Origin of the sequence: Chryseobacterium metallicongregator, from assembly GCF_031324065.1 — a bacterium.
Classification (GTDB): domain Bacteria; phylum Bacteroidota; class Bacteroidia; order Flavobacteriales; family Weeksellaceae; genus Chryseobacterium; species Chryseobacterium metallicongregator.
In genome coordinates, this window is the sequence record NZ_JAVIXS010000006.1 from 336113 (window position 1) to 359268 (window position 23156).

Annotated in this window: 20 protein-coding genes; 15 read left to right on the forward strand and 5 right to left on the reverse strand. The window is 36.7% G+C overall.

From position 1 onward, the window contains the following. Nucleotides 1-2: 2 nt before the first annotated feature. The 8 genes from REB14_RS10145 to REB14_RS10180 all read left to right on the forward strand — a co-directional run bounded on the left by REB14_RS10145 (nucleotide 3) and on the right by REB14_RS10180 (nucleotide 7242). Complete coding sequence (locus REB14_RS10145) at nucleotides 3-491, forward strand: DUF4280 domain-containing protein (protein WP_079242801.1); 489 nt, start codon at nucleotides 3-5, stop codon at nucleotides 489-491. A gap of 11 nt (nucleotides 492-502) precedes the next feature. Then, nucleotides 503-3163: an OmpA family protein gene (locus tag REB14_RS10150; protein ID WP_309522101.1), complete on the forward strand. Its 2661-nt coding sequence runs from the start codon at nucleotides 503-505 to the stop codon at nucleotides 3161-3163. Nucleotides 3164-3171: 8 nt separating this feature from the next. Beyond that, nucleotides 3172-3987 (forward strand): hypothetical protein, encoded by an 816-nt coding sequence (locus tag REB14_RS10155; protein ID WP_238594284.1) that lies wholly within the window; start codon nucleotides 3172-3174, stop codon nucleotides 3985-3987. Nucleotides 3988-3996: 9 nt separating this feature from the next. Continuing rightward, nucleotides 3997-4650: a hypothetical protein gene (locus REB14_RS10160; protein WP_079242799.1), complete on the forward strand. Its 654-nt coding sequence runs from the start codon at nucleotides 3997-3999 to the stop codon at nucleotides 4648-4650. A gap of 65 nt (nucleotides 4651-4715) precedes the next feature. After that, nucleotides 4716-5366 (forward strand): hypothetical protein, encoded by a 651-nt coding sequence (locus REB14_RS10165; RefSeq protein WP_309522102.1) that lies wholly within the window; start codon nucleotides 4716-4718, stop codon nucleotides 5364-5366. A gap of 268 nt (nucleotides 5367-5634) precedes the next feature. Continuing rightward, nucleotides 5635-6234, forward strand: coding sequence for a hypothetical protein (locus REB14_RS10170; RefSeq protein ID WP_145953288.1), 600 nt, complete (start codon nucleotides 5635-5637; stop codon nucleotides 6232-6234). Between the two features lie 11 nt (nucleotides 6235-6245). After that, nucleotides 6246-6398, forward strand: a complete 153-nt coding sequence (locus tag REB14_RS10175) for a hypothetical protein (RefSeq protein ID WP_158521379.1) — start codon at nucleotides 6246-6248, stop codon at nucleotides 6396-6398. 124 nt (nucleotides 6399-6522) lie between these two features. Continuing rightward, a complete protein-coding gene (locus REB14_RS10180; RefSeq protein WP_145953287.1) occupies nucleotides 6523-7242 on the forward strand; it encodes a hypothetical protein in 720 nt (239 codons plus the stop codon). A 186-nt stretch (nucleotides 7243-7428) separates the two neighbouring features. On the opposite strand, the gene REB14_RS10185 is transcribed toward REB14_RS10180, so the two are convergent. The 3 genes from REB14_RS10185 to REB14_RS10195 form a co-directional block, all read right to left on the reverse strand. Continuing rightward, complete coding sequence (locus tag REB14_RS10185; RefSeq protein ID WP_309522103.1) at nucleotides 7429-9219, reverse strand: endonuclease; 1791 nt, start codon at nucleotides 9217-9219, stop codon at nucleotides 7429-7431. Between the two features lie 429 nt (nucleotides 9220-9648). Beyond that, complete coding sequence (locus REB14_RS10190) at nucleotides 9649-10176, reverse strand: DUF4136 domain-containing protein (RefSeq protein ID WP_034695094.1); 528 nt, start codon at nucleotides 10174-10176, stop codon at nucleotides 9649-9651. Between the two features lies 1 nt (nucleotide 10177). Beyond that, nucleotides 10178-10360 (reverse strand): C1orf53 family protein, encoded by a 183-nt coding sequence (locus REB14_RS10195; RefSeq protein ID WP_047434227.1) that lies wholly within the window; start codon nucleotides 10358-10360, stop codon nucleotides 10178-10180. 40 nt (nucleotides 10361-10400) lie between these two features. On the opposite strand from REB14_RS10195, the gene REB14_RS10200 reads away from it, so the two are divergent. The 7 genes from REB14_RS10200 (at nucleotide 10401) to REB14_RS10230 (ending at nucleotide 18469) form a co-directional block, all read left to right on the forward strand. After that, complete coding sequence (locus REB14_RS10200; protein WP_309522104.1) at nucleotides 10401-10727, forward strand: hypothetical protein; 327 nt, start codon at nucleotides 10401-10403, stop codon at nucleotides 10725-10727. 331 nt (nucleotides 10728-11058) lie between these two features. Further along, on the forward strand, nucleotides 11059-11967 hold the full coding sequence (locus REB14_RS10205) for a 1-aminocyclopropane-1-carboxylate deaminase/D-cysteine desulfhydrase (RefSeq protein WP_079242793.1): 909 nt from the start codon (nucleotides 11059-11061) through the stop codon (nucleotides 11965-11967). Nucleotides 11968-11982: 15 nt separating this feature from the next. Continuing rightward, complete coding sequence (locus REB14_RS10210; protein WP_079242792.1) at nucleotides 11983-13041, forward strand: glucosaminidase domain-containing protein; 1059 nt, start codon at nucleotides 11983-11985, stop codon at nucleotides 13039-13041. A 74-nt stretch (nucleotides 13042-13115) separates the two neighbouring features. Then, complete coding sequence (hemL, locus tag REB14_RS10215; RefSeq protein ID WP_079242791.1) at nucleotides 13116-14405, forward strand: glutamate-1-semialdehyde 2,1-aminomutase; 1290 nt, start codon at nucleotides 13116-13118, stop codon at nucleotides 14403-14405. A gap of 329 nt (nucleotides 14406-14734) precedes the next feature. After that, a complete protein-coding gene (locus tag REB14_RS10220) occupies nucleotides 14735-16066 on the forward strand; it encodes an amidohydrolase (protein WP_309522105.1) in 1332 nt (443 codons plus the stop codon). A 239-nt stretch (nucleotides 16067-16305) separates the two neighbouring features. Then, a complete protein-coding gene (locus tag REB14_RS10225) occupies nucleotides 16306-17151 on the forward strand; it encodes a helix-turn-helix domain-containing protein (RefSeq protein ID WP_079242789.1) in 846 nt (281 codons plus the stop codon). A gap of 79 nt (nucleotides 17152-17230) precedes the next feature. Beyond that, on the forward strand, nucleotides 17231-18469 hold the full coding sequence (locus REB14_RS10230) for an amidohydrolase (protein ID WP_309522106.1): 1239 nt from the start codon (nucleotides 17231-17233) through the stop codon (nucleotides 18467-18469). Between the two features lie 395 nt (nucleotides 18470-18864). Here REB14_RS10230 and REB14_RS10235 read toward each other — a convergent pair whose 3' ends face one another. Both REB14_RS10235 and REB14_RS10240 read right to left on the reverse strand, forming a co-directional pair. Beyond that, nucleotides 18865-20274, reverse strand: coding sequence for a hypothetical protein (locus REB14_RS10235; protein WP_079242787.1), 1410 nt, complete (start codon nucleotides 20272-20274; stop codon nucleotides 18865-18867). Between the two features lie 44 nt (nucleotides 20275-20318). Then, on the reverse strand, nucleotides 20319-23108 hold the full coding sequence (locus tag REB14_RS10240; RefSeq protein WP_079242786.1) for a TonB-dependent receptor: 2790 nt from the start codon (nucleotides 23106-23108) through the stop codon (nucleotides 20319-20321). Nucleotides 23109-23156 lie beyond the last annotated feature (48 nt).

Sequence of the window (23156 nt, forward strand, 5' to 3'; positions counted from 1 at the left end):
ATATGGCAGAAAAACATATTGTAGTACAGGGCGCCATGTGCAAATGCCAGTTCGGACAGCTTCCGGACAAGCTGAAAGTACTTACACACCAAAAAGAATATGCCAATGATAAAAGTGCTTCTAAAAAACTGATCGTTACCACGAAAGAAATAGGAGCTGCCACATTTGAAAAAAATACATTCGGGAACTGTACCAAAATGGGAGTGCCACCACCTCCATGCAAAATTATGGTTACAGAATGGCAGAAGTTTTATGATAAAGTACAGCTCAGCAATGGCGGATATATCATTGTAGAAGACAGCAAAGCCGTATGTGCTATTGCCGGAACTCCATGTATTGAGATTATAGATCACGGACAGAGAGCTGAAGCCAGCCAGCAGAACTTTAAAAATGCCGACAAAGACGTTCAGCAGCAGATCAATCCGTTGGTAGATTCTGAGGAAATGTATAACGAACAGCCTTCAGGAGGAGGGCAGGATGGTGCAATCTAAATGATAAGAAAATGGCAAAAGGCGTAAAAAAAATAAAAGTTGTAAGCGGATTGTATTATCCCAAAATGTCTGTATTAGGACAGAGGGTTACTATAAAGCCAGATCAGTGGGTACAGTTCGGCGTTGATGATTGGTTGCCGGGCACTACAGAGGCAGACAAAAAGAAACCGCTGACCTGGATGAGGCAGAACAGCAGCAAAAAAATTATCATCAATCAGATAACCTCTGCTACAGGATATAAATTTTTAATTGGCAAGCAGTTCTGTGGAAGCTATCAGTTTTATATTGAAGCCAGTCTTTCAGGAGTAAGAGATACTAAAAGTAATACAGGAATATTTGTAAAAGGCTGGTGTGACCCCAAAATTGTAAGCAGCAAGTGGTCTACGCAAAAAAACAGCAAAAGTATCAAAAACAACAAAAAGTCTGAATACATTTCCTACGGACACATTGTTCATCTGAACCTTATGACAGAAGGACTGAATGGAAATACAGTCAGTATCGAACTTTGGAATCAGCAGACAGCAAAAGCAGATAAACTGGTCCATACCTATAATAATGTACAGGTAATAGATGGTGAAGTAAATCTGAAAATGGAAAATACCTTTGCCTGGATGGCCTATGTAGATAATATCCAGAATGTAGAGGAATTCTATGTTAAAGTAAAAGATGTTGCTTCGAAACAATACATCAAAGATAAACTGGGTGATGATCTTCATGCGATCTATCTGAATGTGAAAAATAAAGTGGTCACTACTAATACAAACGGTGCTCAGAACCAGACACCCACCAAAGTCTATAAGCCGGATGTAAACTCTGTCAGACTAGAACCCTGTAAATTTGAAGTCATCAAAATCACTGAAAATGAAACAAAGGACGGCCAGGCCAGCAATACAACCGTTAAAGTCTTTGACAACGGAAACGGTGTCAAACTGCTAAAGTCCGCTGCCCTGCAGGAACATATTCAGAGAACAATCTATTATAAATTTGATTCCACAGTCATTGATAAAGACGGGGTTGCCATACTGAATAATGTACTCAAATTCCTCTTGGAACATAAAGATGCCACCATGAATCTGAGTGGCTATGCCTGTGTAATCGGAAAACAGAATTACAATAAGGGACTTTCCCAAAAAAGAGCAGATGTTGTCAAAAAATTCTTTGCTGACGGTGGATTAGATCCAAGGAGAATTATCTCTGTAGGAAAAGGAGAAGTAGATCCTACCGATGATAAAATGGGAAAAGATAACATTAGATACAAAAATGAGAAAGACTATGAAAATAACCGTAGAGTAGACATCTCATTTGTATTCAATGCTCATGATGCCCAGACTGTTAACTATGAAGTAACAGCGCCTAGTGTATCTACAAAGAAAAATCTGGTGATTGATATTACAGGTTTTCAAACCAATGAATGTTTCAGAGACAGCAAAGGAAAACATAAAAAACAAACCCTGCTTGTAGACGTAGGACAGGCGATAGATAAAGGAGATACAGTAAAGACATTTACCACTCCTTCATTTACGTATGGTGTATACTCAAACCTTTCCAGAGTTCATGCATTTCCAATAGAATACATCTGGCCTTCAGCAACCAATCCGAATCAGTTTCATTTACATGTTCATAGCTGCAGATATTTTAGTAATGAAAAAAGAACTACAGTACTGATTAAAGCTTATCCGGATATTAAATGGGAACTTGCTCTTGAGTTTTTGGTGAATGTTTCCAATTATAAAGCTGCCAATATGCCCCCTGGGTCCGTTTATGCAAAACATCAGGAAAAATCCAGACAGGCAGGATACAACAGGATGAGAATGAATGAAACCGGAAAAGTTCCGATTTCAATAGGAGTAGGTTTATCGGCTGAATGGGATGCCGGGAGAGAAAAGAGAAGCTTTACCAATGAATTTGCAGATAAAATCAAACTGGTAGCCAGAATGATTGCCACCGCTGTAAATATTGTACAGAATGCAATCAATTATGCGCAAAGTGCAGCGAAAGAAACTGCAATACCAGTTGGTTTCAATGTCAGATATCCAAAATTTACCGTCGTAGGGAAATGGTATCTGGAAAGAGTAAACGAAAGAAATACGCTCAGCGTAATCGGGGAAGTAGGTTTTGGTTTTAAACCTCTGATCGGAGCTGAAGTTGTTATTGATATATTAGGAGCTGCTATTGCTGCAGCCTCTTATGGAGCTACTGGAAACCCTGCTGCTGCAAGAATCATTAATAAATTCCGTGGAGGATTAGAAAAGCTGGGAGCTTCGGTAACCTTTACAGCAACATTTTATGGAGAACTTGAAATCATGGTAGATGCTCTGAAAATTGACAGTATCAACGGGATCAATATGCAGGGGAAGACCACCATTGGAGGTAAAATGGGTGCTACCATTGAGCTTAGTGTCAGCGTTGAGATTGGAAGAGTAAAAGGAACTAAATCAAAACCTATTATGACATTTAAAGCCGCTGCAAAAGCAGATTCCTACTTTGGAGGAGATATTGTACTGGATTCTGATACTAAAGGATTATTCATACAGCCTATCCTGAAATTCTCAGGAGTAGTACTTTCAGTAGAAATAGAAGGAGAAGTAGGCTGGTGGAAAAGCAATTTTAAAGTAGAAGAAAAAGCAATAAAAGAAGAAACCTTCTATTTGGAAAAAAAATATTTAACTTAAATTGACCTATGCATAATTTAAAAAAGCCCTTATATTCCGTATATCCGAGAATGTACTGTTCAGGAACCATTTATGTGAATGATGTTCCTGTGATAGACTGGTACGGAGATGAGACAAAAGAAGGAGGATTCGGAGGTGATACCATGATTAATCAGGCATTGCTTCAGAGTGGGAAATATAAAGTAACCGGGAAAATGTATCCTCGTTTAGGAAAAAATATATTGGATGAAGAGGATATGATGTCTATTGATTTTTTCTGTGCTGAGCTTGACAACTGGAAAGCTTCCCGATCTGCTTTTCACCCTAAACTTGAATCACCATGGGATGGTCTGAGTGGCAATATCAAATATCCTCATTTTGAAATCACAGGTGAAATAGAAGTTGAACTTCCTTTTGTATTAGACGGATGGCAGAATTCAGTAGACTTGAAAGACATCAAAAAAGAAGATCTTTTCAGTGATGTTTTAAAATATTATAAAAAGATCAGGACTGTATTGCAAAGCCACGATGTCGGAAAGTACCTTGACATGTCACAGGACAAAATGAAATTGCAGGAACAGGCCTTATACTATACGGAAGAAAGAAAAAAAAGATTTCTGGAGAGTGCCGGACAATTATTTTCTCAGAACCTTGAAGTAGAAGAACTTCATGAATCAGATCTCCAGCTTGAAGTAATGGGATACGGAAAATTAGTAAGGTTGATGAGAAAAGACGGCTCACAACCATTACAATTCAAAAGTCCCGATATTGAAAAACAAAGCAATATAGAACTAGAAGTGAAGCTTCATATGAGAACAAAAGAAAAAGGGTTCAGTATTATTTAATCAGTAAAGATGACTTTTTTAGGATATTTTACGGCAATAATTGTCATATTCTCTCTGTATAAAGGATATAAAATCTTTTTGAAATTTGCGGCGAACAGAAATAGTTCAGAAAAAAAGGGAGGTCTTCTGGAAAAAGGATTCCTTCTTTTAATCATTTCAATCATTATGATTTCTGTGAATGCAATGGCGTTTGTCCTGTCATATACCTTTTTCTGGGAAAAAGCATATAGAAGTTTTGATGAGCCACAGTATGAAGCAATCGTAGTGGGATATAAAAAAGAAATTACGAAGTTTAAAAATTTTTCAAACTCTACTTACAGAGATAAAGTCATTTTTTTTCCAAAAGTAGAATACACAGATAATGATGGGAAGAAAGTGATAAAAACGCTGGATATTACAAGTGATAATCCACCCGTTATGGGACAGAAACTAAAGATAACAGATAAAGCAGGTGAAGAAAGTACAAATGCTCTTCAACTGGATTGGTTGATGTTTGCTGCAGGCTGTTTTTTTACAGGTTTTGCTGCATTTTTTGCCGCCTTAATTTCTACCTACACTACGTCATATCCTATGAAAAAAAGAATAAACTGGTCTGTCCGGTTGGCACTATTACTGCTTTTCATTAATATTTCCTGTATAGTATTCATATATTTGAAATCATAATTTTTTTAAAAGAGAGTTTATCAAAAAGATAACGAGTTATAATAATCATCAAAATATAAAGTAGTATGAAAAAAGCAAGAGTGTTGGTATTGATTTTTGTAGTATTGATCAATATCTGTTGTGGAAATAAATCATTTGACCTGTCATCAGTTTCCTTAGGGGAGGATGCAAAGAAGTATGATTTTGAAAACAAAGACTTATTTCTGAAAGATGCCGCAAAAGACGATATCATTCAATATTATGCTGATGAAAATAAAGGAATAACCTATGGAAATATACCATTAGATAATACCATGGGAACAAGGATTACCGTATACAAAGGAAAAGTAGGAGCACTAGACACCAATGCTGCCGAAAAATATTCTTTGGAATTTGTAGAAAAAATAGTAAAAAAGAATGGAAATCCCACCGCTTCTATTACAGATAAAGCAACGGTAGATGCCAAACTGGTAAAACCTATTTTTGAAAAACTTAAAAAACTTTCTCCGGAAAAAGTGTCATGGAATCAAAATGAAAAAAATTCCTTTACATATCCTACTTCTTTCTTCTGGGATGACGGGAAAAATTATTCCATATTAAGTATCTCTATTGAAGATGATGGAAAAATAAGAAATAAATACATTTCTGTGACGAAAGATGCCTACCGTAATAATGCAGTTTTTGGATTGAAATATCCTACACCTCCTGCTTCTCCATGGTACAAGTATATGAACTAAAAATCTTTTCCACAGAAGAAGAAATGAGAAGTCATTGACAGAAAAAATACAGGGAGAAATATTCAAATATTTCTCCCTGGTTTTAGAATAAAATAGATGGAAATAAAAAAGGGTAAATCATACATTGCATATAGTATTGTAGGTATACAGAAGATGAAGGTATCATTGCAGAAGGAAAATTTAACGAAATTGTGCTTGATGTCATCAAAAGTCTCGAAGAACTTTTCGGATTCAGTGCCGATATTCCGTTAATAAGAAATTAGATAATATGAAAAAGATCGTTTTAATAATTTTGTATTTTATCATGTGTGTATCATGCCAGTCACAACAAAAGACAGACCTGGAAAAAGTAGATTTTGCTAAAGGGTATAAAGAAGTTTTGAAAGATACCAAGTATCAGACAGAGGCAAGGGAAATTGTAACCACACTCCCTATTGCGTATACCAAAGATGTAGCCGGATACAAATTCGGGAATATCTCCTTTCCGGAACATAAAGAAAATAACGTAAAAAGCTCTACAGTAGGATTATTAATAAACAATCCTGCGGAAAAACTTACAAAAGGAATAAAAATAGAATGGGAAGATACCGCTGCAGGGAACGATCTTTTGGCTTATATGAAATCACAATACAAAAATCCTAAGGTTCTTGCCGGAGTTCCTGCAAAGAATAATGAAGGTGAAATATTGGGAAATGCAGCCTATCTATGGGATCTGAAAGATAAAACCATGGTATTGGTACAATATTATGAATACACCAATAATAAACCCAATATTTCCTCTGTTCTCTATATTGTAGACAATCAGGTGAAGACTGCAGACGGACAGGAAACTGCTGCTGCACATCTTATAAAAACTTATACTCCATAGCAGACTCTTATATGTTTGTATGTGCAGAAAATAAAGTCGCTTTTTTAAAAAAGGCAAACGGAGAATCTGCTTTATATCTGGAAAACCCGGAATCAGAACAAGAACTGATGCTTGATATTTCATTTTATATTCCGGAAGGAAAGGAAGAATTTGAAATAATATAAGCGTTTTATACTCATGCAAAGAAATAGGAATTTGAAGTTAAAAATGAATAAAAAACGTTTTCCGGATACTTGAATCATTTTTTTTCTGTTCTATTATTGATAACTGCATGCTAACACTAACATTATGAAAAGATTGAAATATATAGTAATACCAATGGTCTGTTTGGCAATTGCTTCATGCGGCCATCAGAAAAATAAAGATACTGAGTCTTTAGTTGAAACACAAGGAAGTACTCAGACAGAGCCCTTCAATCTTGCTAAAATTGCTGTAGGACAAAATATCAATGAAATTTTAAAATCTGCCGGAGCAACGGCAAAGGATGCTGTACGTACCACTGATGTTACTCTGATCGGAAATGAAAAGCTGGCTTTTTCATCAAAAGAGTTATTACATTTCAATGGGATAGATTTAGAAGGAAAGAATAATAAAAATATCAACAAAGTCCTTCTGCATTTTGGAAAGGTAGATCAGGAAATTGGACCGCTTGCCAATGAAAAAGAAGATGAATTAGGAATGTATCAGCTGGATATCTATACAGAACAGGAAAAAACAGCACTCCTGGATAATCTGAATAAAACCCTTCAGAAACCTAGCTTTGATACCATCCGCGAAGGTTTTGAATCTGAAGTTAAAGACAATGAGATCATTCAGACTCATAATAAATTCAGACAGGAAGTGGCCATCTGGAGAAACAGAGATATGCTCTATTACTATTGCGAAACCAAAATAGATAATAAACCGGACGAATACCGTTGTAATCTTTTCGTATTCAAAAATAAAGAATGGAAAGACCTTCTGAAAGGGTCGGGATATCCGGACCTGGATAAAATCTCCTTGAACTAAAAGAATATAGCTAAGAAATTAAACCATTTGTTTAGTCAGATTAGCTTGCTGATTCCTCTTTGTCCTCTAAAATAAAACACTAGAAAAATAAAAGATCTGCTCAATCAGCAAAATCTGCGAAAGTTTAAAAAAAATAAATGCCGGTCCAAAAAGAACCGGCATTTTTATATCAAATCAGTATTTGAATTATTTTACAAGGAACTGCATCGTCACCTGATCCAGCTTCAAAATATAAACTCCCTGACCAAGATTTCTTGTTTTAATAGAGTTTCCATTTCTAAAAGGCTGATCAATCGTCTGAAGAGTTTTCCCCTGAAGGTTATAAATCTCCGCTTTTTTTACCTTCTGAAGATCTCCTTTTACAAAAATCTCCTGATTGGTAACAGGATTCGGAGAAATTTTAAAACTGTTAGAAGTTGTTTCAGCAGCTGTATTCTGAGCCATTCTTGCACTAGATCCGGAATAACATGTCCATGCAAGATCATCAATAGCTACTCTGTTACTTGCAGAATTATTAACCACACTTACCACTACATTTCCTGAAATGTTGATATTATTGATGGTTGTAGTTACAGCTGAAGTACTGTAAGGAATAGTTCCTACGGTATTTCCGTTTACTTTTACATCAAAAGTACCATTAGTTCCTGAGAATTTAAGCTGTGTAGTTACCGTTAAAGAGCCAATACCGTTTGCAGAGCTTCCGGAAGTTAAAGAACCGTTTCTTACCGTAATTGATTTATTGTTAATAGTTTGGTCTGTTCTTGCATCCGTTGCTGTCCAGGAAATACCTCCGTTGCTCCATGTTCTGGTTGTGTACGTAGAGCTGGCTGCAGGGATTGTTTCAAAATTTTCATTGGCACAGTTGGTACCCGGAGTAGTACCTCCTGAATTAGTAGTACCGGAAACTGTTGAGCTGTTTGATGAAGAATTTCCAGCCGCATCTTTCGCTACCACATAAAAGCTGTAAGTTGTGGAAGGAGTAAGCCCTGAAATTGTTGTAGAAGTTGAACTCGTAGTCGTTTGCAGACTTCCGTTCATGTAAACATTATAAGCTGTTACTCCCACATTATCGGTAGAAGCATTCCATGCCAGAGAAATGCTGCTTGAAGTTGTTCCTGAGACATTCAGACCTGTTGCTGCAGTAGGTGCCTGAGTGTCACCTGATGGTTGCTGAGAACCCCAGATAAGGTTTACATAATTGGGATTATCAATAAAAGGATTTCTGTTCCCCTGGAAAGTATATGAAGCATTATTTCTTTTGATCTCAGCCTGAGAAACAGGATCCTGATTATGCCATGCCAGTAGAACATTAAGTTCCCATGTCTGTAATCCCGGGAAAGTAGAACTTCCTAACATATTTCCAGATGAAAACGTTGAAAGTTTGCTTTGGTAACGGGTTACAAAATAGAAAATCATACGTGCCACATCTCCTTTAAACTCATCAATCGGCTCAAATACCGTTCCTGAATATCCTGAAGAAGCAGAAGTTCCAAGCTTGGAGCCATTCAGTGAAGTAAAAGTAGTACTTCCTACCTTTCCGAAAGGATAATTACTTCTCATCCCATTTACCTTTCCGTCTGTAGCTCTGATAAAGTGAATATCCGCAACCATTGGAGAAGCCTGATTAAAAAGACTTTGTGGAACAATATGTTCCCTGTTATAACAATTTCCTTCAGTAGAATACGTACCACATTGGTCAGATCCCGGAGTATAAGTGTAAGGATCACTACCCGCAGGCTTTTCAGAATAAATATCAAGGATAGTCCCGTCATTTTCGTAGTCCTTATCGATATCAGTAGTTTTATATGCTGTCCAAAGCCCACTATAACCTCTATCCAGATGTCCGTTAGAGATAATGCTGCTTAATTCAGTTTTCAGTGCTGCACCACTCAGTCCGTTGGCAGAGTTATAGTACCCTGCAGGAGCCTGAGCGTGGGCAAGTCCCGCAAATACAGAAAATAAAATGATTTTTTTCATAATTAATATTTAGTATAAAGTTTCAGCAAGAATACCACAATTTTTGTGAATAAAAAATTACAAAATTGTTAATTTTAAATGCACTGTATGCGATGCATAATGAGTGATGAATGATAAATATCTGTATCTGTATTCAATTCAATAGAGCCAGGCTTTGGCCCGGTTTAGAATAAAGCGTTTTTCATTTGGCTTTAGCCAAAACTTAAATAGTAGAAGTGGTTGTCTCAAAAGTCAAGTAATCTGACTTTGTCATTCTGACGTAGGAAGAATCTTATTGATAATCAAATAAAGGAGATTTTTCATTTCATTCGGAATGGCTCTTTTTAGTCAGCCTCATCTGTGCAAATCTGTGTTATCTGCGTGAAAAAACACAAAGCATAAAAAAGCCGATACAAAACGTACCGGCTTATATAATGGATGACTTAAATCTTATTTTCTTTGTGGCGGATAATTTTTCATTATCTCAGCCATAATCTCTGGAATCTGTCTCTGTTTCGCTTTTGGAGAATCTACAGAAATTCCGCTTCCGATACCCTGCCAAACCAATTTGTTGCTTCTTGCATCAATAAGGTCAACAATCAGAGCGCCTTCATTATAGTTCGTTGTCCATGTTCTGTTCATGCCAACACCCCATCCGAATGGTCCGCCCCATCCCCACATTCCGTAAGGAGAAGAGGAATTGATATCAGTGATTTTTTTATGATTTGCTTTTACGTTGATAATCAGATCAGGGTTTTCTCCGGACTGAAGTCCTTTGCTCTGAAGCTGCCTCGACAGTTCATTCAGCACTCTGTCTTTATCAATATCATTCAGTTTCAGATCATCAATTCTTATTTTATATGTTTTATAAGAATTGAAATTGGCGGTTTCAGCATAATCTGAACGTACCTGAAAAGGGCTACAAGAAGTTAAGCCTAAAGTAGCAGATGCCAACAAAATAAAAATATATTTTTTCATTTTATTTATTTTTTTTATCACTTTTAATGAATGTATCAGTCTTTTTATCGTACCCGTAAGGACAGTGTCTGCAGCCGCTTTTACAGCAATATCCTCTTTTCAGATGGAATTTTTCTGTAAAAACCTTGTACCCCTGTTCATTATAGTAGAAGTCTTCACCTTCTTTGATGTCATAATGGGCCATAAGTTAAATGCTAGTCAAAAAACTTTTTATATTTGTTACTATGATAATTGTATGCCAAAAGCCTTTAAAAAAATTAAAAATTAATGGCATTGCTCTCTTTCCCTTTATCTTCATTAGGAAACCCGAAGATAAGGAAAATAATGTATTGATCAATCACGAAAAAATCCATTTGCGGCAACAATTGGAAATGCTCATCATTTTCTTCTACATTTTCTATGTTATTGAATATTATTACTGGTTTTTCAAATTCAAGGACGGTTATCTGGCTTACAGAAGAATTTCATTTGAAAGAGAAGCCTACACTAATGAAAATAACCTGAATTACCTTAAAAAAAGAAAATTCTGGAACTTCAGGAAATACCTTTGAAATTATGAATTATAAATTATGAATGATGAGTTGCGTGTTTTCGGGATTCGAGGTTTGGGTTTGGGAATCTGGGTCTGGGATTTCGGTTAACGATCACAATATTCAATAGGAGCGGGCTATAATCCAGAGCATAACCAGAAAGGTTACGAACGTTAGTTCAAGAAGGAAGCCCGGTTTATAAAAAAACAACTTTCATCTGGCTTTAGCCTAAACCTAAAAATTAAAAAAAACATCTGTGAAAATCTGCGTTATCTGTGGAAAAAGAAAACCCTCACAACAATAAATCTTTTCCTAATTTTGCAAAGAATAAACCCTGAGTCGTAAAACTGAAATGTTATTAAAACTTCCCACAGAACCTGTTTCCATCCAGGAAATTCCAATTCATAAAAATGTAAAGCTTTTCATTAAAAGGGAAGATCAGATTCATCCGTTAATTTCAGGGAATAAATACTGGAAACTCTTTCACAATGTTAATCATTATCTGGAAAGAAATCCTGATAATCCTTATATCATCACTTTTGGAGGCGCTTTTTCCAATCATATTGCTGCGGTTTCTGCAGTAGGTAATATGGCAGATATTCCAACGCTGGGAATCATCAGAGGAGAAGAGCTTGCGAATAAATGGCGAGATAACCCCACATTACTCTTTGCCAAAAGAAATGGGATGAACCTGAAATTTGTCACCCGTGAAGAATACCGCCACAAAGAAAAACTCACGGAATTCCTTCAGCAGGAGTTCCCGGAGGCATTGATTGTTCCTGAAGGTGGAACCAATGAAGATGCAGTGGAAGGGGTGAAAATGATGCTCAACGAACAAACAAAAGATTTTGACTATCTTTGCACCGCAGTTGGAACCGGAGGTACCATTGCAGGAATTTCAAAATTTTGTGAAGAAAATCAGAAAGTTATAGGATTTAAAGCCGTTGACGATGCTTCACTGGAAAATAAAATTTTTGAATTAACTTTGAGACAGAATTTTAATCTAATAGATTCATGTTTTGGAGGTTATGGTAAAATAAGTGATGGAAACGTCCGTTTTATCAATGATTTCAAGGAGAGATACGGTATTCCTTTGGAACCGATTTATACAGGGAAAATGATGGAGAAGGTTTTTGAATTGATAGAAGAAGATTATTTTCCTGAAAACAGTAAGATTTTGTGCTTTCACACTGGTGGATTACAGGGAATTGAAGGTGCCAACCTACTGTTAGAAAAAAAGAATAGAAATTTAATTATATAAGTAAAATTGAAAAACATGAAAAGACTTTTTCTATCCATAAGCCTTTTAGTTTTATCAAAATTTTCAGCCCAAAATTGGGCAACCGAAGATCAGTATATTCAAAAGTTTGCTAAATATGCCGTAGAAGAAATGGAAAAATATAAAATTCCGGCTTCTATTACACTTGCTCAGGGATTATTGGAGACCGGGGGCGGGCAAAGCAGATTGGCACAGGAAGGTAAAAACCACTTCGGTATAAAATGTAAAGAAGACTGGACCGGTAGAACAATGAAACATACCGATGATGCACCTAATGAATGCTTCCGTGTGTACGACGATCCAAGACAGTCTTATGAAGACCATTCTATATTTTTATCCACAAGAAAATATTACGCCAACCTTTTCAAACTGGATATGAAAGATTACAGAGCGTGGGCAACCGGTTTAAAAAAGGCGGGTTATGCTACCAATCCACGTTATGCTTCCATTCTTATCACCAAAATTGAAAAGTATAAGCTATACGAATACGACAATACCAATTCTAATGAAGTATTGTATGCTGTTCTTAAAATGTATCCGGATCTGAAAGACGACAGAACTTTCATGGCACAGCTGGAGCCTTCAAAAGCCATCAGAAAAGTCAAAGATCCTGTTACAGTAGAAGTTCCTTATAAACAGACTTCTTACGCACAACAGCAAAAAAGAGTAGAGAGAATAAAAACAAAAGCTGAAATTCTGAATTCTATTCTTATCAAAAGTCACCCAAATGACGGGCTGAAATATATTATTATTCCTGAAGATACTGACGTGAAATTCATTGCCAACAAATTCAAAGTAAGCGAAAGCAGACTGATGAAGTGGAATGAACTGGAAAATGAGTCTTTAAAGAAAAATGATATCGTTTTCCTTGAATCAAAAAATTCTACAGGAAATACAGCAACCTACAAAGCGGTGTATGGAGAAGATATGCATGATATTGCACAAAAATTCGGAATCAAGTTAAATAAATTATATGCTAAAAACAGAATGGATGAAGGACAACAGCCATCTGCAGGACAGCTGATTTATTTAATAGACAAAAAACCACGAAACTAATTTAATTTTTTGTTGAGAGTCTACCGTTGACAGCTAAATGCCAACCAGCAACTGTCAACAGCAACTAAGTATATATGAAATATCAAAGAAGTTCGGCTTTATTTGATGAAGCCTACAAATACATTCCTGGAGGAGTAAACTCTCCGGTAAGAGCATTCAAATCCGTAGGAGGAGTGCCCGTTTTTATGAAATCGGCAAAAGGAGCTTACCTTACCGATGCAGATGACAATACTTACATCGATTATATCAACTCATGGGGGCCAGCCATTTTAGGACATACACATCCTGAAGTACTGGAAGAACTGAAAATACAGGCAGAGAAAGGATTCTCTTTCGGAGCACCTACAGAACTGGAAACAGAAATTGCAAAATTCATCATTGAAAATGTCCCGAATATTGACCAGATCAGAATGGTTTCTTCAGGAACAGAAGCATGTATGAGTGCAATCAGACTGGCAAGAGGATACACAGGAAGAGATAAGATAGTAAAATTTGAAGGCTGTTATCATGGGCATTCAGATTCATTCCTGATCAAAGCAGGAAGTGGTGCTGCTACATTCGGAAACCCAAACTCTCCGGGGGTAACAGCGGGTACGGCTAAGGATACTTTGTTAGCACGTTATAATGATTTCGAACAGGTTGAGGATTTATTCCGTCACAATCAGGGAGAAATTGCAGCGGTGATTATAGAACCGGTTGCAGGAAATATGGGCTGTGTGTTGCCAGAAAATGATTTCTTACAAAACCTGAGAAAAATCTGTGATGAAAACGGAGCTTTATTAATCTTTGATGAGGTAATGACCGGTTTCAGATTAGCTTTCGGTGGAGCGCAGGAACTTTTCAATGTAAAAGCAGACCTGGTGACTTACGGAAAAGTAATCGGAGGAGGGCTTCCGGTAGGAGCTTTCGCTGGTAGAAATGAAATTATGGATCACCTTGCACCGAAAGGCGGTGTTTATCAGGCGGGAACATTAAGTGGAAATCCTTTAGCAATGAGAGCGGGATTAAAGACCCTTCAACTTATTAAAAATGATTCTGAATTTTTCAACAGGTTGGAGAAAACAACGGAAACATTGGATTTTGAAATCGGAAAAATTCTTAATGAAAAAGGAATCGCTCACAGAATTAACAGAAAAGGTTCTATGATGTCGGTATTCTTCCATATCAGTAGTGTTTCCAACTTTGATGAAGCGCAGGAAGCTAACCATTCATTGTTCAATAATTTCTTCCATCAAATGTTGCAGAATGGAGTATATCTTCCGCCAAGTGGTTATGAAACTTACTTCATCAGTGATGCGATTAAGGATAAAGAAATTGATATGACACTGGAAGCAGTAAGAAAATTTGAATATTCAAATAAATAAAAATAAATGAAGCCGGATTTTTAAATCCGGTTTTTTTATGCAAAAGAAATTTGATTTGAAGAGTTTAGATTGAAAAAATTTCAACGCAGTCTCTGTCCTCCGTAGAAATCTCGACAGTGTAGAAGCGGTATAATCTGTATTCCTACGGAATGACAGGCGTTATGGATATTTTCTTTATTTGTAGTATAGAAAAGATAATTTTAATTTAAGAAAGTGATAAAGTATTCTCCCAAATAATTACCACAAAGCATAAATCATACAGATTTTGTAATAAACCATACACTTCGTTCAGAGTACTTCTTTCTAATTTTGTCTCAAATAGATTGGAAATGAAGACCTCAGACAATAATATCTCCCGTAAAGATTTTATCCGAAACTCAGCGTTGGCTGTAGCGGGACTCACTTTAATACCCAATATCATGACTGCATCACCTTTCGATGAGAAAAATCTTTCAGTAAAAGGAAAGATGAGCCTGAAAAATGTTCGTCTGGAAACTAGTTTTGAATACCAGGATGGGGAAGTGTCTTCTACCAAAACGGATCTGTTTTATGTTGAAGTTGAAAACGGAAAAATTATAAAGATTTCACCCAATCAACCGAATGCTAGAGCGGTAGATGCAAAAGGTCTGTTGATGCTTCCTGCATTTAAAGATATGCACATTCACCTTGATAAAACCTTCTATGGAGATCAATGGCAGGCCGTGAGAAAAAGAACCGGAGGAGTAAAAGGAATGATAGAACTGGAGCAAAAAATGCTTCCTGAGATGCTGAAGAATTCAACTTTCAAAGCCGAAAAACTGATTGAGTTATTACAGTCTAAGGGAACTTCCTATGCAAGAAGTCATGTGAATATTGAACCAACTTCCAAACTTCAGTCATTAAAAAATCTGCAGAAAGCGTTAGAAAATAAAAAGAAAGGCTTTGGAGCTGAGCTGGTAGCCTTTCCGCAACATGGTGTTTTCTATACGGATTCCGTACCCTATCTGAAAGAAGCAGCAAAGATGGATATTGATTTTATCGGTGGAGTAGATCCGTTCAACATCGATGGAGATATCGAAAAAGTGGTAGATTTTACGGTTCAGCTTGCTTTAGACAATAAAAAAGGAATAGATATTCACTTACACGAAACCGGAGATTCCGGATTGAAAACGGTAGAATATCTGATTAAAAAAGTGAATGAAAACCCTACTTTGAAAGGGAAAACCTATTTAAGCCACTGTTTTGTTCTTGGAAAATTAGAAGCGGCGAAACAGGAAGAAATTGCTGAAAAATTGGGCGATGCACAGATCGGAATTGTCTCTACAATCCCTTTTGGAAGGCTGATTATGCCTATTCCAACGCTTTACAAACATAACGTAACTGTCCTTACCGGGAATGACAGCATTGTAGACCACTGGAATACTTTCGGGACAGGAAGTGTGCTTCAGAAAGCCAATTTAATGGCACAACTATATGGATATTCAACAGAGTTTTTATTGTCAAGAAGTTTAAAACTGGCAACAGGAAATATTCTTCCGTTAGATGATAAAGGTGCTCAGCAATGGCCGAAATCCGGAGATAAAGCAGACTTTGTATTGATTAATGCAAGCTGTTCTGCAGAAGCAGTATCGAGAATTTCAGACGTGGAGTCTTTAGTTCACGATGGAAACGTTGTTTTTTAATTTAAAATAAAAAGGATTAAATAAATTAATATATAATCTAGTTGTGTTTTTTCGACCACAAAGGGTATGAAAGCTTTATGGAGAAAGCCTGCGAATCTGTTAAGATTTTCAGAGAGAGTCATTGAATGAAGATGGAAAACTGATGATAGAGTGATGCAGATAAAGCTTTTGTTTCTTTTGTGGTTGTTTTAGTTTTTTCTCTCATAAATTTTAGTAATTTTAGGAGAAAATCAGGCAGAGTGGCTTACCATACAGATCATTTTCCTATTTTGGGAATTCAGGAATTTAGTGATAATCAGCTGAAAGGCTGTAATCTGCTGTTCAATGAACTTTCCGGAGCGCGCTCCATTGATGATCCTCACAAACATGATTTTTTTATCATTAATCTTTTTGAGCAGGGAGTAGGCTCACATACCATAGACTTTACAGAATATCAGGTTAAAGACCATCAGATTCATCTTGTTTTTCCCGAACAGGTACACCAATGGGTGATTGAAAAGGAAACCATCGGATATCAGCTGATGATAAGCAGAGATTGGTTTGAAAGTTTTTTGCCCTCGTTAAGATTTTCTGCATCGTATTACCAGAATCATCCCGTGATCAATCTTTCCAAAGAAGTTTTTGAAACTTTTTTATATGAATTTCAGGCCATTCAGAAAGAACTGAGCGGAGAAAAAGTATTTTGGGAATTGATCCAAAAAAGAAGTGAATTGATTGGTTTGCTGGTGAGTCAATCTGTGGAAGGTGCTTTCAAAGATTTTGAAATCTACAACTCAAATCCTATTATTTCAAAATTCCTGCATCTTATTGATGAGCATTTCAAAACAGAAAGATCCGTTTCCTTTTATGCCGATAAATTGAATATTTCTGCCAATTATCTGAATATTGTCTGCAAGAAAAACCTCAATGCTTCAGCTTCATCCCTTATTCAGGACCGTATTTTACTGGAAGCAAAAAGGCTGTTGAAAGTTTCCGAAATGTCTGTGAAAGACATTGTATATGATCTCGGGTTTTATGATCATGCCAGCTTTTCCAAATTCTTTAAAGCCCAAACGGGAATGACACCTTCCCAGTTTAAAGAATAATCTATACAAAACAAGACATGATTGATACACCGGTTTTACCCTAAAGCCGGCTTAATTTTGTATTGTTAAATTTTAAATCATGCAATTTCCCTATCAATTAACTGCAAAAGGAAACTATTCCCTTAAAAATGTCCGCCTGGAAACAGGCTTTGAATACGAAAATGAAGAGGTTGTCGGAACAAAAACAGACCTTTTCAGTATTGAAATTGAAGACGGAAAAATAAAAGCTGTAAAAGCCAATGATCCAGCTTCCAAAGCGATAGATGTTAAAGGATATCTGATGCTTCCAGCTTTCAGAGATATGCACATCCATTTGGATAAAACATTATACGGACTTCCATGGCAGGCACTTTCTCCGAAAAGAAGAACCGTGAAAGATATGATTGCTTATGAACAGGAAATCATTCCTGAATTGCTGAAGACTTCTGTAAGCAGAGCAGAACAGTTGATCAGCCTGCAGCAGCATTACGGAACTCATTTTGCGAGAACCCATTTTAATATTGATCCTACATCTGGTTTAAAGTCTCTGGAACATCTTGAACAAGCTCTTGAGAATAAAAAAGATTCCTTCAAAGCGGAACTCGTGGCTTTCCCTCAGCATGGAGTGTATTATACGGAATCTGCTCCTCTGATGAAAGTAGCAGCCCAGCTGAAAAGCGTAGGATTTATTGGTGGATTGGATCCTTTGAGTATTGACGGAAGTATAGAGAAAATAATGGACTTTACGGTTCAGCTGGCTTTGGATCATAATAAAGGAATTGATATTCACCTGCATGAAGTAGGAGAGTCTGGAATGAAAACGATCAATTATCTGATTGATAAAGCGATTGAAAATCCGGTGCTGCAGGGAAAAACGTTTGTAAGCCATGCATTTGCTTTAGCCCATCTTTCTCCTAAAGAAACAGAGCAGATTGCAGAAAGACTGGCTGCTGGAAAAGTAGGAATTGTTTCTTCTGTACCTTTTAAAGGAAAAATAATGCCTATTCCAACGCTGAAAAAATATGGGGTTAATGTATTGATTGGAAATGATAATGTGCAGGATTACTGGAGTACCTTCGGATCCGGAAATATGCTGCAGAAAGCGAATCTTATTGCAGAGCTATATGGTTATGCTACGGAATATGCCTTATCAAGAGCTTTGCAGTTTGCTACTCAAAGTACTCTTCCTCTGGATGAAAAAGGAAATCAGCAATGGCCTAAGGCTGGTGATGAAGCAGCAGTTGTTTTAACGGATGCTTCATGTTCTGCAGAAGCTGTTTCCAGAATGTCTGAAATAAAAGCCTTGATGAATAACGGCAATTTATTTTGGAGAAATTAATGTGAAGTATATATATTTTTATACACTTGTTTTTTGTAATTGCCATCGGGAGTTTTCCTGGTGGCTTTTTTTTAATTATGAGTTATGAGTTATGAGTTATGAGTTATGAGTTTCGGGTTTCGGGGTTCTTCTTTATCAATAGGAACGGGCTTTAGCCCGTTTACACTTAATACATTCGTACGGCTTTAGTCGAAACCTACCAATAAAACCCCATGATCAATTTAAAAAATAACTGTTCATATTCCCTTTTTATGTTTTAGAATGTGAACATCTATTCATATTCAAAATCCCTAATATTTGTAATATCCCACAATAACGATAAAAAAAGCCCTCGGAAAAATATTTCCGAAGGCCTTTTATTTGAAATTAAATCTAGGTACTTATATGATGATATGTTATAAGTTGAAGTTAGTCCATCCTGCATACCAAGTATCAGTAGCATCTTTTACAGCACCTCTGTAAGTAACCTGTGTAAACCAAGTTGCTAATTTAGGGTTTGTAAATGCTCCACCTGTTAATAATGGAGAACCTGCATTAGGAGTAAAGTTTGGTGTAGTTCCTGCAGGAGCCCATGCACCAGCAAGTTTTACATCAACTGTAGAAGCAAGGATTGTATTTCCTTTAGCATTAAACCAAGTTGTAAGATCGTTTAATGTATATGACGTCGGTGTAGATGTAGATGGTCCGAATTTTAAAGGAGTTGTATTTCCTGCTAAAACATTGTTTTCAAAGAATAATTTGTTACCTACGATGTTATTATCCGTTGGAGATCCTTTAGTAGCATCAATGAATAAACCAACCGGGAATCCTGTAAATACAGAGTTGAATACAGAGATAGAAGAGTTTCTTCTGATCTGTAAAGCATTCTGGAATAAAGCATTGATTGTTCCAGGAGCTGCAGAGTTGATTGGCCCGATAATCGTCATGTTAGAGAACGTAGCTGAAGTCTGAGGCGTTAAAGTAGAACCGTTAGCATCATTATCAGATTCAAATGCGTTAGAACCAGAAACGTCGGCTACCTGAGAATCTCTTACTGCGATACCAAACTGTACATTTCCTGAGAAACCGTTATCAGTATCGAAATCGTCATCAAGACCTTTGTAAGAAATAAGGTGAGAACAGTTTACTGTTCCTCCGAACCACTCAAAACTGTCATCGTTAGCATAAGCAACTTCTACGTAGTCTACTTTAGTTCCGTTACCTACACCACCGAATGTAAGTCCGTTAATCTCTTTATCTGGTAAGAATGCATATCCTGCATATTCTATTCTTACATATTTTAATACACCACTGTTGTCAGCAGCATTATTTCCACCATAAAGTCCAAGACCTTCAGAGTTGTTAATACCTCCTTCAATTTCCCCAACTCCGTTTGTTCCTCCGAAAGATGCATTAGTAGGAGCGTTTCCTAAAATTACTACACCTGCCCAGTCTCCTCTTTTAGGGCTTGCTTTCTCAGAAGTGAAGATAATAGGATTAGCAGCAGTTCCTTCTGCCATGATTTTGCTTCCTCTTGTAATAATTAAAGCTCCGTTTTTATCAGCTTCACCTACAATCTTTGTACCTGGCTCGATAGTTAAAGTAGCTCCGTTAGTTACATATACTAGTCCTCTTAGCTTATAGATTTTATTTGCTTTAAGCGTAGTATTGGAAGTGATTTTTCCTGAAAGAATAAGGTTTTCAGTATCTCCGTTTCCATTACCTCCATTTTGAATAATGGTAGGTCCATCTTCTTCTATATTTCTACATGCGGTAGTTGATACTAGAGCGCCAAGCATTAAAGAATATAAAACGAACTTTTTCATGTTATAAAGAATTAAATTATTTATTAGATTATTTGTTGAGTGAATTAAAAATTGTATCCCAGTGTTAAACTGATATTGGTTCCTGTAAGTCTTTCAATAGCAAGAGCATCTTTGCTGTCATACTTACCATTGTCATTCAGGTCATGGTAGAATTTAGCACGACGGTTCAGGATATCTGAAACATTCAGCTTGATCTCTCCCTTGTTGCTCCATAGTTTTTTAGCAAGCTGGAAGTCAAGAAGAGGTCTAGGTGCTTCCCAGATTGGTGGAACCTGATCGTTTCCTACGTAAAGGATTCTTCTTCCGATCATGTTGAATAATAGCGTTGAAGACCAACCTGATTTTTCAGTATCATACTGAAGACTTAGGTTTACAGTATATGGAGATTGTCCCTGCATTGGTCTGTCAATATTAGTAGCTTCGTCTGTTACTCTGTTTTTGATTAATGCTACGTTTCCACCCAGGGTAAAGTTTTTAAGAGCACTTACAAAATCCAGTTTTTTTCTGGCTTCAACTTCCAATCCATAAGCATCAGCTTTATCTACGTTAAGGTAGTTGAAAGTGTTACTCGTTCCTACTCCTGATTGGTTGAAGTATAATTCGATCGGTTTTTTGAAGTTTTTATAGAAACCTGCCACGGATATAATTTCCCCGTTTCTTGGGTAGAATTCCCAACGAAGGTCGGCACTCGTGATTTTAGTTCTTTCGATAGATTTGTTACCGATTACAGTTGCTCCAAGGTCAAAATCATAGTATGCCAAAGGAGAAACCTCTCTGAATTCCGGTCTTACCACAGTTTGTGAACCTGCAAGACGAATATTCATTTTAGGATTTACTTTGAATGTTAAGTTAACAGCAGGTAAAAAGTCTGTAACACGTGTATTTACAAAACGGTCATCGCTTTTCTTTGTACTTCCTACCAACTGATCAAAGTTTTCAACTCTTAATCCCCAAACTGCTCTTAACCACGGTGTGAAGTTATTGTCAAACTGTAAATATCCTGCGTTAAGGATGGTGTTGGCAATATATCTGTACTGGTTTCCAGCAATTTCATCAAATGTAAATCCTCCGTTAGTTCCGAAATTGCCAGGATTGAAGATGGTTTCGAAAGGCTGAGAAAGTAATCCCTGATTAAAGTTTTCAAGCCTTACAGAGAATGGTCTTGAGTTGTATATTCTGTCTTTTACCTGAAATAAATACCCTCCTTTGATCGTTTGTTTTTGTCCAAACATGGTAAAGGTCTTGGATACGTCACCTCCTGCATTATATAGATAGTCGCTTAGCGTAGAGTAGAATACACTTCCTGATTTTTGAGAAAGACCATTAGAAATCAATGCTAAATAAGGACTTCCCGGCATGTTAGTATATTGATTGTACTGTAAACGCTGTAGCAAAGGAATATACTGATCAAGGATTCCGAAACTTCCGTACCAGTTTACGGTCAATCCACCAAGAACATCAATTTTATGATTACCGGAAAGGGTAGAGTTATAGAAAGTTGTTTCTTTGAATCCAATTTCCCTTGCCATGATATTTGTTCCGTTAATCGGATCAAATTCAAAATCCTTTCCTGTTCTGAAGGACATGTGGTTCACTGTATTATTAGTGATGATATTCTTTAGGGAAATTTTATTGTTGTTGTTCAGCTTTAAAGAAAGGTTTAACATCCCTCCTAAAATAATATCATTGCTGTATTTTTCTGTAAAATAATCGAAGTTGGTATCAGCAAGCTGGTTGTTGATGGTAAAGAAACGGTTGGTAGACTCGGTTCTTCTTTTGTTGTTACTATAGTTTAAAACAGCAATTACTCCTAAATCTTTTCCGAATAATTTCGTATTGAAACCTCCGTCAAGTTGTAAACTTAAGTTTTCAGGATAACCGATACTGTTGTATCCAAGATTCTTTGTATATCCTTTACCAATCTCTGTTTTTTGTGCTTCAGTCAGAATACTGAAAGCATTTTTTGCAGGCATATTGGTAGGAAGTTTTCTGTAACCGTCATCAATTCCTAAAAAGTCCCACTTTCCTCCTTTTTGCATATGGAATTCCTGTCCCATAGTAGCGGTGTTTCCACCTACACCTACCTGTACATTGAAGAAGTTTTTATTAGGAATATCTTTAGTATTTACCTGAATCAACGCACCTCCCCATTCACCTGTATATTCAGGAATGAACGTTTTGTTGATGACAAGGGTTTCGATAACGTTAGCAGGGAAAAGGTCAAAAGAGAAAGTCTTTCTGTCAGGCTCCGTACTGGATAGCTGAATACCATTCAGCATCGCCTGGTTATAACGGTCTGATAATCCTCTTACTACAATATATTTTCCGTCAAATAAACTCACCCCGGAAACTCTTTTCAGAACTTCACCCGTGTTTCTGTCCGGACTTCTTTTGATAGCTTCAACACCAATAACCTGAGAAACTACACCCGCGTTCTTTTGTAAACCGATGGTAGAGGCTATGGTTTCTTTTCTTGCGTTTGATTTTATGACAACTCCCTCAATTTCTTTTTCTTTGGTAGATGGCTTATCCATAACGATATCAAGATGAGTGTTACCTTCATTCTTTATAATAACCTCACTGATCTCTTTTCTGTTATATCCGTTGGAACTTACCGTTACGATGTAATTGGCACCAGGAGAAAGGTTGATAGAGTAGTATCCGGAAATGTCAGTAGTTACTTCCTGACCATTTACTTTTACTTTTACCCCTTCTATAGGAGTATTGTCTTTCTCGTCCAATACCCTACCTTCCAAAATCTGACTTTGTGCAAAAGCATAGCCAGCAGAAAACAAGGCAAGTAGCATGATGCTCTTGTGGAGTTGTTTTTTCATTATTACTTCTTTTACTTCTTTTTCAAGGGCAAAATAAAGGCTAAGTTT